The following is an 11,981-nucleotide window of genomic DNA, read 5'->3' on the forward strand; positions in this document are numbered from 1 at the left end:
ACTGCACCGCACAATCTTTCCGCCCAATCGCTGGGACGGAATTTATCGCCGTCTTCAGTGATGCCTTTAATGATCACTTTTTCCGTTGCAGTCATCGAATTTGGTGCTCTTGAATTTACATAATGGATATTGGTTGTGCATTTTACTGGAAATCAGGCCTTAGCATCAGTCAAAGCCAAAACAAACTGTTTTCAGTGATTTAGGTCGGCGCGAAAAACCCGTATAATCGAGCGCTTTATTATTTGACGACAACGAGACGTTTTGTGGCCGACTACAAACACACTTTAAATCTTCCTGCGACTGAGTTTCCGATGAAAGCGGGACTGCCTACTCGCGAACCTGTGATTTTAAAGCGTTGGCAGGAGCAAGACCTTTACCGGCAGTTGCGGGAGACCAATCACGGTAAACAGAAATTCATTCTGCACGATGGCCCTCCGTATGCCAATGGCGATATCCATATTGGTCATGCCGTCAATAAAATTCTTAAAGATATTATTCTTAAGTCTAAAACGCTTAGTGGCTTTGACACACCGTATGTTCCCGGATGGGATTGCCATGGGCTGCCTATCGAATTAAATGTCGAGAAAAAAGTTGGCAAACCAGGCGTTAAAGTGAGCCCGGCAGAGTTTCGTCAGGCTTGTCGTGAATATGCGGCCAAGCAGGTTGATGGACAACGTGAAGATTTCAATCGTCTGGGTGTATTGGCAGATTGGGATAACCCTTATCTGACAATGGATTTTCAGTTTGAAGCTGACATTATCCGCACTTTGGGTGAAATCATTGAAAATGGTCATCTGCACAAAGGCGTAAAACCCGTGCATTGGTGTGTGGATTGTGGATCTGCCTTGGCCGAAGCCGAAGTCGAATATGAAGATAAAACCTCACCGGCAATTGATGTACGTTTTCAACTGGTGGATGTTGCTGCATTTGATAATGCCTGCCCAAACAACGGTAATGGCCCGGTCGGCATCGCTATCTGGACTACCACACCCTGGACATTGCCAGCGAATCAGGCCGTGTGTCTGCACCCTGATTTAGAGTATGTCGTGGTGCAATGTGCTGATGAACGTTTGGTGTTGGCTGAAGCACTTTATGAAAAAGCCCTGGAACGTTATCAGTTAACCGGTGAAGTCATCGCCCGTTGTAAAGGTGCTGAGCTGGAAGGTTTATTGCTTCAGCACCCGTTTTACGATCGTAAAGTGCCAGTCATCTTAGGCGATCATGTCACCACTGATGCTGGTACTGGCGCAGTACATACCGCTCCGGGTCATGGTCAGGATGACTATATCGTAGGTCTTAAATATAAACTGGAAGTTGATAATCCGGTCGGTGGTAACGGTGTGTTTTTACCTGACACCCCGGTATTTGCTGGTGAATCGGTATTTAAAGCCAATCCACTAGTCATCGAATTATTAAAAGAAAAATCGGCCTTGCTTTGTCATGTCGATATTCGTCACAGCTATCCACATTGCTGGCGGCATAAAACGCCGATCATTTTCCGCGCCACGCCTCAATGGTTTGTCAGCATGGAGCAGAATGGTCTGCGCGATCAGGCAATGCAGGCTATTGCAGCAACCAAATGGATGCCTGACTGGGGCCAAAAACGTATTGAAAATATGGTGACAGGTCGTCCGGACTGGTGTATCTCCCGTCAGCGTACCTGGGGCGTGCCGATCCCGTTATTTGTGCATCAACAAAGCGGGGAATTACATCCTGACTCGAAAGCACTGATCGAAAAAGTGGCATTAGCTGTTGAACAAAAAGGCATTGATGCCTGGTTTGATATGGACGCCAGCGAGCTGATTGGTGCCGATGCCGACAATTATTTCAAAGTTATCGATACGCTGGATGTCTGGTTTGATTCCGGTGTGTCGCATGCCTGTGTGTTAACCCGTCGTGACGGTTTGCAACGTCCTGCTGATCTCTATCTGGAAGGCAGTGATCAACACCGTGGCTGGTTTCAGTCATCCTTATTGACTTCGGTTGCCACTACTGGCAAAGCACCCTACAAGTCTGTATTGACTCATGGTTTTACTGTGGATGCCGAAGGCAAAAAAATGTCCAAATCCAAGGGCAACACGGTTTCACCGCAAAAAGTGGTGAATAACCTGGGTGCGGACATTATTCGTCTGTGGGTAGCAGCTACCGATTACAGTGCTGAAATGAGTGTGTCGGATGAAATCCTCAAACGCACCGCCGACTCTTATCGACGTATTCGTAATACTGCACGTTATTTATTATCGAATCTGAATGATTTTGACCCTGCAAGCAATCTGGTGGCTACCGATGAATTGTTACCGTTAGATCGTTGGGTTTTGGATCGCGCATATCATTTGCAGCTGGAAATCCTGGCGGCCTATGAAAGTTATCAGTTCCATTTGATTTATCAGAAAGTGCATAACTTCTGTGCCAATGAGCTGGGCAGTGCTTATCTGGATATCACCAAGGATCGTCAATACACAATGCCAACGGACAGTCTTGGACGTCGTTCGTCACAAACAGTGATGTTCCATATTCTTGAGGCATTAACACGCTGGATCGCGCCGATTTTGAGTTTTACTGCTGATGAGCTGTGGGAGTTTATTCCAGGCAAGCGTAATGCTTCGGTGTTATTGAATGACTGGTATCAGCATTTGGCATCCTTATCAGTTGATAGTGCGTTATCAGTTGCAGAATGGCAGCAGTTATTTGCTGTGCGGGATGCTGTTGCCAAAGAACTTGAAAATAAACGTAATCAAGGTGAAGTAAAAGGTGGTTTAACTGCCGATGTAGCTTTGTACGCTGATGAACCGTTGCTGACGATATTGAATAAAGCTAGCGATGAACTGAAATTTGTCTTAATCACATCATCAGCAAAATATTTTTCATTCGCGGATAAATCTGCCACGGCAATTCAAACTGGTTTGAGTGGGCTTGCCGTGGATATTCATGCTTCGACCAATGCACGTTGTGAGCGCTGCTGGCATCAGACGGAAGATGTTGGAAGTCATGCCGATCATCCAGAGCTGTGTGGTCGCTGTGTTGAAAATATTGAAGGCAACGGCGAAAACCGCCGTTTTGCTTGAGGCAAAAACAATGTTGAAGTGGTTATGGGTAAGTGCGTTGATCATTGCGTTAGATCAACTGACAAAAGTGATTATGTCCAATTGGTTGGATCTCTATCAAACCGTGGCGGTAATGCCGTATTTCAATTTTACTCTGGCTCATAATAGTGGTGCAGCCTTCAGTTTTCTTGCAGGAGCCGGAGGTTGGCAGCGCTGGTTTTTTATCGTTTTGGCGGTCACTGTTTCGATTGTGTTGATTATCTGGTTGTCTCGACTGAAGTCACAGGCCAAGCTTGAAGCCATTGCGATATCACTGATTATTGGTGGTGCTATTGGCAATGTGATCGATCGTTTTATTTACGGGTATGTGGTCGATTTTATTGACGTCTATGTTGGCAGTTATCACTGGCCGGCATTTAATATCGCAGATGCCGCCATTTGTGTCGGCGCGGTGTTGCTGATCTTGGATAGTTTTAGAAAACCAGCGGAGCAAAAATGAATCTGTGCGATTTAGCGGTAGAAAGTATTGCCGGTTTGCAGCCTTATGTGCCGGGAAAACCGATAGAGGAATTGCAGCGTCAATATGGCGTAAGAGATGTTATTAAACTGGCTTCAAATGAGAGCCCAATCGGACCCTCTCAGGCAGCTCAGGCTGCAATTGCGCTGGCAACACGTGATTTAACACGCTACCCGGATGGTAATGGGTATTCTTTAAAACTGGCTTTATCTGAAAAATTTCAGGTTGATGCCAAGCAGATTACCTTGGGTAATGGCTCAAATGATGTATTGGAACTGATTGCCCGTTGTTTTGCTTCACCTGTAGATGAAGTGATGTTTGCTCAGCATGCTTTTGCGGTTTATGCACTGGTTGCTCAGGCGATAGGTGCCAAATTGGTAGAAGTGCCAGCCAAAGACTATGGCCATGATTTACCGGCTATGCAGCAAGCGATTACATCTAAAACCAAATTGATTTTTATCGCCAACCCGAATAACCCTACTGGTACTTATCTTCCTGCTAGTGAGGTTTACGCCTTTTTGCAGGCGGTGCCGGACAATGTGATTGTTGTGCTGGATGAAGCCTATGTGGAATACGGTGATAATGAGCAGAACAGTATCGATTGGCTGAATACCTTTCCGAATTTGATTATCTGTCGCACCTTTTCCAAGGCCTATGGTCTGGCTGGGTTGCGGGTTGGTTTTGCTTTATCGAGTCCGGAAATTGCCGATTTGCTCAATCGTTTGCGTCAGCCATTTAATGTTAATCATTTGGCAATGTGTGCAGCGATTGCTGCGCTGGGTGATGAAGATTATTTGCAACGTGCCAAGCAGGTTAATAATGAAGGCATGCAGCAATACATTGATGGTTTCAATGAGCTGGGGCTTAGCTATATTCCGTCTAAAGCTAATTTTATCTGTGTTGATGTCGCCACAAATGCAGCTGAGGTTTATGAAAAGTTATTGCAGCAAGGCGTCATTGTCAGACCGGTAGCGGGTTATGGTTTGCCAACGCATTTACGTATCAGTATTGGGCTTGAACATGAGAATCAACGTTGCCTTACAGCGCTTGCAAACAGTTTGTCTGAGGCCAAATGATTAAAAATCTGGCAATTCTTGGTGTTGGGCTGATAGGTGGCTCACTGGCTTTGGCATTAAAAAAAGCTGGACTGGTTGAACAGGTCACGGGTTACTCGCGATCGAAAGAAGCACGTGATGAAGCCTTAACGCTAGGCATTATCGATAATGCAGCCGAATCGCTGGCCGAGGCGGTTGCTGATGCCGATATGGTATTTGTCGCTGTGCCAATGGGCGCGATGCGTGCGGTGTTTGAGCAAATAGCTCCTCATCTCAAACCACAGGCAATTGTGACCGATGGTGGTAGTGCCAAACAGCAGGTTGTTGATGGGGCACGTCAGGCTCTGGGAGAAAAGTTTAATCTTTTTGTTCCAGGACATCCGATAGCCGGTACTGAGAAAAGCGGACCATCAGCGGCTTTTGCCGAGCTATATCAGCAACATCGCGTGGTCTTAACCCCTGTTGCTGAAACAGACAAAAACGCCCTCGAACAAGTGCGTCAAATGTGGCAGCAGGCCGGGGCAGATGTCTTTGAAATGGACGTTGAACACCATGATGTGGTGCTTGCTGCCACCAGTCACTTACCACATGTTTTAGCCTTTAATCTGGTAGGTATGTTGGCGAAACGTGAAGACTGCGATGAAGTCTTACGTTATGCCGCTGGCGGGTTTCGTGATTTTTCCCGTATTGCCTCAAGTGATGCGGTGATGTGGCGCGATATCTGTCTGGGTAATCGCAATGCGATTTTAGAATTATTACAACAATATCGTAGCGGTCTGGATCAGATTGAACAGGCTATTCGGCAAGATGATGGTGATTTTCTTATTGATGTCTTTGGCCGGGCAAAACGGGCCAGAGACAGCCGTTTTGCCGATCCAGATTTGAAAGATAACAGCGAAGTGTAATGGGAGTGAACAACAGCGTGAGCGGGCAACAAGATCGTAAATTTGTGGTACAGGCCGGTGGAAAATTAACAGGCAGTTTTCGTGTGCCCGGAGATAAATCCATCTCACACCGTTCAATCATGCTGGGTTCGCTGGCCGAAGGTGTCACCGAGGTAACCGGTTTTCTTGAAGGTGAAGATGCACTGGCAACGCTGGCGGCTTTTCGTGCAATGGGCGTTCAAATTGAAGGCCCGGTAGAAGGCAAAGTCACGGTGCACGGTGTCGGTATGCATGGTCTTAAAGCACCAGAAAAAGATGTATATGTTGGTAACTCTGGCACTTCTATCCGTTTATTAAGCGGGTTACTTTCAGGTCAGTCATTTGATGTGACCATGACCGGAGACAAATCATTATCAGTCAGGCCAATGCGTCGGGTAACCGATCCTTTGGCATTGATGGGCGCCCGAATCGACAGCGCCGATGGGAAACCGCCTTTGACTATTCATGGTGGTAATAAATTAACAGCGATTAATTATGATTTACCGATGGCCAGTGCTCAGGTGAAATCCTGTCTGTTATTGGCTGGCATGTATGCCGAAGGCACAACCAGTGTGACAGAACCTGCTCCGACCCGTGATCATACTGAACGCATGTTGCAGGGCATGGGCTATCCCGTTCAAGTACAGGGTAATCGGATCAGTATTCAGGGCGGTGGCAAATTAACTGCAACCAAAATTGATGTACCCGCTGATATTTCATCGGCTACATTTTTTATGGTGGGAGCTGCAATTGCGCCGGGATCGGATATCACGCTGCAACACGTTGGCATCAACCCAACACGAATTGGTGTGATTAATATTCTGCGTCAGATGGGCGCGGACATAAGCCTCAGCAATGAAGCCGTGACCGGCGGCGAACCAGTTGCTGATATTCGGGTTCGCTACGCGCCATTGACCGGCATTGAAATTCCAGAAGACCAGGTGCCACTCGCCATTGATGAATTCCCGGCAATATTTATTGCTGCAGCTTGTGCAGAAGGCCGCACAGTCTTGACCGGTGCAGAAGAATTACGGGTTAAAGAAAGTGATCGTATTCAGGTCATGGCTGATGGTTTACAAACGCTGGGAATCGATGCGCAGCCAACAGCTGATGGCATGATCATCGAGGGTGGAGTAATCGGTAGCGGAGAAGTGAATAGTCATGGTGATCATCGTATTGCCATGTCATTTGCCATGGCAGCATTGCAGGCGGGCGGTGCCATACAGATTAACGATTGCGCCAATGTCGCCACTTCATTCCCGAATTTTGTGGAATTAGCGACTAACAGCGGCTTACAGATTGATGCTTTCGATGTCTGAAATACCCGTTTTAACTATTGATGGCCCTAGCGGTTCTGGTAAGGGTACGTTAGCGCAACGTATGGCAGAAAAATTGGGTTGGCATTATCTGGATAGCGGTGCCATTTATCGTGTTTTGGCACAAGCCGCACTTATGCAACAGATTGATTTAGCTGATGAATCTGCTTTGGCCAAACTGGCTGAGCACTTGGATGTTCAGTTTTTATTAAACCATGGTCAGTTGCAGGTAATTTTGCAAGGCAAAGATGTTTCTTTGTTGATTCGCTCAGAGCAAGCCGGTAATGCCGCATCAAAAGTTGCCGCATTTCCGGCGGTACGTGCAGCTTTATTGCAAAGACAACGCGATTTTCGTCAGCCGCCGGGTTTGGTCACAGATGGGCGCGATATGGGAACAGTAGTGTTTCCTGACGCAGCATTTAAAGTCTTTTTGACAGCCAGTGCCGAGGTTCGGGCGGAGAGACGATATAAGCAGTTGAAAGAGAAAGGAATTGATAGTAACCTTTCCGATCTCGTAGCCGAAATATCCGAACGTGATGAACGAGATATGCAACGTGAGGTAGCGCCCCTGCGGCCTGCCGATGATGCCGTTATTATGGATTCAACACAACTCGGAATCGAAGCTGTTTTAGAAAAGGTCAGTGCATTAATCGGCTGATTTATTAGGGTACTTAGCTGGGTGTTCCAGTTAAGTTTTTTGTTAATTTCCTGCATTTGCAGGTCTAACGGGCGATTCTGTTATCGATACAGGATCAAGGATATTTATAATGAGCGAAAGCTTTGCTGATCTCTTTGAAGAGAGTCTAAACGCAACCCCAATGCAACCAGGCAAAATTGTTACCGGTACGGTAGTCAATGTTGGTCCTGATGTTGTTATGGTTAACGCAGGTCTGAAATCTGAAGGCGCTATCCCAGTTGCCGAATTCATGAACGAAAAAGGTGAAATCACCGTTTCTGTTGGTGATTTGGTCGATGTTTCTCTGGAAACACTGGAAGATGGATTTGGTGCGACATTATTATCACGTGAAAAAGCCAAAGCGGCTGAAGCATGGATCAGATTGGAACACGCATTTGAAGCCAATGAAACGGTTCTGGGGATTATCTCTGGAAAAGTTAAGGGTGGTTTCACTGTTGATCTGGAAAACATCCGTGCATTCCTGCCAGGTTCACTGGTTGATGTGCGTCCTATTCGTGATACTTCACACCTCGAAGGCAAAGAGCTTGAGTTCAAACTGATTAAGCTGGATCGCCCACGTAACAATATCGTTGTCTCTCGCCGTGCCATTATGGAAGCTGAGAACAGTGTAGAACGCGAAGCCCTTCTGGAAACATTGGAAGAAGGCAAAGTCGTTAAAGGTATCGTTAAGAACCTGACAGATTACGGCGCGTTTGTTGACCTTGGCGGTATTGATGGTCTGTTGCATATCACTGATATGGCATGGAAACGTGTTAAACATCCTTCAGAAGTTGTTGCCATCGGTGATGAAATCGATGTTCAGGTTCTGAAATTTGATAAAGATCGTGAACGTGTATCGTTAGGCCTGAAACAATTAGGCGACGATCCTTGGAAAGATATCGCTCGTCGTTACCCGAACAGCACACGCATTCAAGGTAAAGTAACCAACATCGCTGATTACGGCTGCTTTGTTGAAATCGAAGATGGCGTTGAAGGTTTGGTTCACATGTCTGAAATGGACTGGACTAACAAAAACGTACATCCTTCCAAGCTGGTCACATTAGGCGAAGAAGTTGAAGTTATGGTTCTGGATATCGACGCAGAACGTCGTCGTATCTCACTGGGTATCAAACAGTGCCAAACCAACCCTTGGGAAGAGTTCTCAATGACTCATAACAAAGGTGACAAAGTCAGTGGCGCTATCAAATCAATCACTGATTTCGGTATCTTCATTGGTTTGGACGGTGGTATTGACGGCCTGATTCACTTGTCAGATATTTCTTGGGAAGAAGAAAACGAAGAACTGATTCGTGACTTCAAGAAAGGCGATGAAGTTGAAGCCGTAGTATTGGCAATTGATCCTGAGCGTGAACGCATTTCTCTGGGTATCAAACAATTGCAGGATGATCCTTTCTCTGCCTATTTGTCTGAGCACCCACGCGGTTCTGTTGTCACTGGTAAGGTCACTGAAGTTGATGCTAAAGGTGCAACAATTGAATTGGCTGAAGGCGTTGAAGGTTATGTTCGTGTTGCGGATATTTCGCGCGAACGTATCGAAGATGCCAGCAAAGTGCTGAATGTCGGCGATGAAGTCGAAGCTAAATTTACAGGAATGTCACGCAAGGACCGCACGCTGACTCTGTCTATTAAAGCGAAGGATGATCAAGAAGAATCCGAAGCAGTGAAAGAGTACAGCAATGTTAGTTCCGGCAATACCACTTTAGGTGATTTGCTGAAAGAACAAATGAATCAGAAAGATAGCTAATCTGTTCATTTATAAGCATCCGGTAATTTGCCGGATGCTTATTTTTTCTTGTTACACAGCTGCCTTAACGTTAAGGCATAACCCAAAGTCTACTGCCGGGAATCTAGGAAATTATGACCAAGTCTGATTTGATAGAAATACTATCCGAAAAACAATCTCTATTGAATTATCGAGACGTTGAACTAGCGGTGAAGTTAATTCTTGAACAGATGAGTGATTGTCTGTCACGCGGCGATCGTATTGAGATTAGAGGGTTTGGCAGTTTCACCTTGCATCACCGTCCACCCAGAGTGGGCCGTAATCCAAAAAGTGGTGAATCCGTTAAACTTGATGAAAAATATGTACCGCATTTTAAACCAGGAAAAGAATTACGTGATCGCGTAAATAATGCTGCTGGTTTTTAATTAAAAAATGAAAATTAGTCAGGAAGCCGTTACTGACGCTCTTGTAATAAAAAGTTATGGCGACGGCTTTCTACTGATTCAATCTACAAATCAACCTCAACAACAGATCACGCATAATTGCATTCTCACTCCTGAGGGCATATTTGATGCACCGGATCTTAATCGCTTCGATGAAAATATCAGCGATGCACAGATTGAAAAAATAAAATCCTTTCAAGCCGACGTTGTCATTATGATGAATGACGACGGTCTTACATCCCACTCGATCAAAATCACCCACACTTTTGCCAAATACGGAATTTCACTGGAAATTATGTCGCTTGGCGCTGCCTGCCGGACCTACAATTTGTTATTAAATGAAGGCAGAAAGCCTATACTGCTTGTTAATTTCGCTACTGAGTGCGGGTGATGTTCACAGGTTTGCGGTTGCCGATATAAATACCCATATTAAGCATAGGGTTTAAACCCTTGTTTTTAGGTTAGTTATCATTGATTCGTTGATCGCAGGTGTCGCTTAAACTTGACCACACCTAATGAAGTCAGGAAAATTCCCCTAGTTTAGTTAACGCAAAAAATTGCGAAATAACATATAGACTCGTAATTTGTGGCAAAAGACTTAGCAAAACCGGCAAAGTTGATCTGGATCACGGATTTGAAAACATCAACACTGTTGTTTTGCGGTAAAATTTGTCGAGCTTGATTGTTGGGCAGTATGAAATTGGGTTCTGTTTCTGAGAATAATTAAAAGAAGCAGTGAGAGAGTTTTCATGAGAGAAAAGGTGTGATCGCTATGCAGGCGAAACAACAGTACAACTTTGAAGTGGTCAAATGGTTCTCCTATATGGCGGTGGTCTATTTGGTTGCCGGAACGGGTATGGGTGTATTTATTGCATCGCAGTTAGCCTGGCCAGATCTTAATTTTGATAATCCTTACATTAGTTTCGGTCGATTACGTCCACTACATACCAATACGGTAATTTTTGCCTTTGGTGGCTCGACGTTAATGGCTACAGCATTCTATGTTGTGCAGCGTACCTCTGGAGTAAGACTCTGGAGTGATAAATTGGCCTGGTTCACCTTTTGGGGATGGAACCTGATTATTCTCGGCGCCATCATCACACTGCCTTTAGGCTTAACTCAATCAAAAGAATATGCTGAACTTGAATGGCCGCTGGATATTTTGATTGCTGTGGTCTGGATCAGCTACATGTTCAATTTCATCATGACCTTATCAATCCGTAAGGTTTCGCATATTTATGTCGCCAACTGGTTCTTCTTGGCCATGATGATCATGATTACCTATCTTCATGTGGTCAACAGTTTGGCGATTCCGGTCAGCATGTGGAAATCGTATTCAATTTTCTCTGGTGTGCAAGATGCGATGATTCAGTGGTGGTGGGGCCATAACGCCGTTGGTTTCTTCCTGACAGCGGGTTTCCTTGGCATCATGTACTACTTTGTTCCTAAACAGGCTAACCGCCCTGTTTATTCTTACCGTTTATCGGTTATCCATTTCTGGGCTCTGGTGTTTGGTTATGTCTGGTTAGGTGCTCACCATCTGCAATACACAGCATTACCAGATTGGACCGGTTCTTTAGGTGCTGCTATTTCTCTTGCGATGATTATTCCATCATGGGGTGGCGCATTAAACGGTATGTTCACGCTGAGCGGTGCCTGGGATAAATTACGTACAGATTATATTTTACGTTTCCTGATTGTCTCTTTGGCGTTCTACGCGATGTCTACTTTCGAAGGTCCGGTTATGGCTTCGAAAACAGTAAACGCATTATCACACTACACTGACTGGACTATCGGTCATGTTCACTCAGGCGCTCTCGGCTGGGTAGCAATGGTTTCCGTAGGTGCGTTGTATCACATGGTTGAGCGGATGTGGGGGACAACCATGTATTCCGTCAAGCTGGTTAACTTGCATTTCTGGATGGCGACCATCGGTACAGCAATTTATATCACTGCAATGTGGGTGTCGGGCATTATGCAAGGTTTGATGTGGCGTGCTTATGATGAATACGGCAACTTGGCATATACCTTTGTTGAGTCAGTCGCACAGATGCATCCTTATTACGCTATGCGTGCTATTGGTGGACTGATTTTCTTCCTGGGTGCGGTCATCATGCTGTTCAACGTAACAGTGACTATTCGCCGCGCGATTGCAAAACCATCTGCCGAAATGGCAACTGCAGCGAATATTTGAGGGAATCAGCATGGCTAATAAATCTAATAAACGCGTTAGTTTTCAAGATTGGGTTGAACAAAACGTTTG

At 45.5% G+C, this 11,981-nt stretch carries 11 protein-coding genes; 10 read left to right on the forward strand and 1 reads right to left on the reverse strand.

All coding sequences use genetic code 11. The features are described 5' to 3' along the window. Positions 1-95 (reverse strand): DUF3579 domain-containing protein (locus Q7V21_RS06620; protein WP_304916534.1); only part of this gene is annotated, 95 nt, incomplete at its 3' end. A gap of 168 nt (positions 96-263) precedes the next feature. Between Q7V21_RS06620 and ileS the strand changes: the two genes are divergently transcribed. The 10 genes from ileS (at position 264) to ccoN (ending at position 11,912) form a co-directional block, all read left to right on the forward strand. After that, the gene (gene ileS, locus Q7V21_RS06625) at positions 264-3,065 is read left to right on the forward strand and encodes an isoleucine--tRNA ligase (RefSeq protein ID WP_304916527.1); all 2,802 of its coding nucleotides are present in this window, start codon (positions 264-266) and stop codon (positions 3,063-3,065) included. A gap of 10 nt (positions 3,066-3,075) precedes the next feature. After that, positions 3,076-3,543 (forward strand): signal peptidase II, encoded by a 468-nt coding sequence (gene lspA / locus Q7V21_RS06630; RefSeq protein ID WP_069296497.1) that lies wholly within the window; start codon positions 3,076-3,078, stop codon positions 3,541-3,543. Beyond that, a complete protein-coding gene (hisC, locus tag Q7V21_RS06635; RefSeq protein ID WP_304916528.1) occupies positions 3,540-4,637 on the forward strand; it encodes a histidinol-phosphate transaminase in 1,098 nt (365 codons plus the stop codon). The genes lspA and hisC overlap by 4 nt, the downstream gene beginning before the upstream one ends. Then, the gene (locus Q7V21_RS06640; protein WP_304916529.1) at positions 4,634-5,521 is read left to right on the forward strand and encodes a prephenate dehydrogenase/arogenate dehydrogenase family protein; all 888 of its coding nucleotides are present in this window, start codon (positions 4,634-4,636) and stop codon (positions 5,519-5,521) included. The genes hisC and Q7V21_RS06640 overlap by 4 nt, the downstream gene beginning before the upstream one ends. Next, positions 5,521-6,858, forward strand: a complete 1,338-nt coding sequence (gene aroA, locus Q7V21_RS06645; RefSeq protein WP_370654046.1) for a 3-phosphoshikimate 1-carboxyvinyltransferase — start codon at positions 5,521-5,523, stop codon at positions 6,856-6,858. Before Q7V21_RS06640 ends, aroA begins: the two co-directional genes overlap by 1 nt. Next, entirely contained in the window at positions 6,851-7,513 is a 663-nt protein-coding gene (cmk, locus tag Q7V21_RS06650) for a (d)CMP kinase (RefSeq protein ID WP_304916531.1), read from the forward strand. Before aroA ends, cmk begins: the two co-directional genes overlap by 8 nt. A gap of 109 nt (positions 7,514-7,622) precedes the next feature. After that, positions 7,623-9,296 carry a 30S ribosomal protein S1 gene (rpsA, locus tag Q7V21_RS06655; protein ID WP_069296501.1) on the forward strand — a complete coding sequence of 558 codons (1,674 nt, stop codon included), beginning with the start codon at positions 7,623-7,625 and terminating at the stop codon, positions 9,294-9,296. A gap of 113 nt (positions 9,297-9,409) precedes the next feature. Continuing rightward, positions 9,410-9,700 carry an integration host factor subunit beta gene (locus Q7V21_RS06660; protein ID WP_069296502.1) on the forward strand — a complete coding sequence of 97 codons (291 nt, stop codon included), beginning with the start codon at positions 9,410-9,412 and terminating at the stop codon, positions 9,698-9,700. A gap of 7 nt (positions 9,701-9,707) precedes the next feature. Next, entirely contained in the window at positions 9,708-10,109 is a 402-nt protein-coding gene (locus Q7V21_RS06665; RefSeq protein ID WP_304916532.1) for an MTH938/NDUFAF3 family protein, read from the forward strand. Positions 10,110-10,490: 381 nt separating this feature from the next. Then, positions 10,491-11,912 carry a cytochrome-c oxidase, cbb3-type subunit I gene (gene ccoN, locus Q7V21_RS06670; protein ID WP_304916533.1) on the forward strand — a complete coding sequence of 474 codons (1,422 nt, stop codon included), beginning with the start codon at positions 10,491-10,493 and terminating at the stop codon, positions 11,910-11,912. Positions 11,913-11,981 lie beyond the last annotated feature (69 nt).

Source organism: Methylophaga sp., from assembly GCF_030651745.1.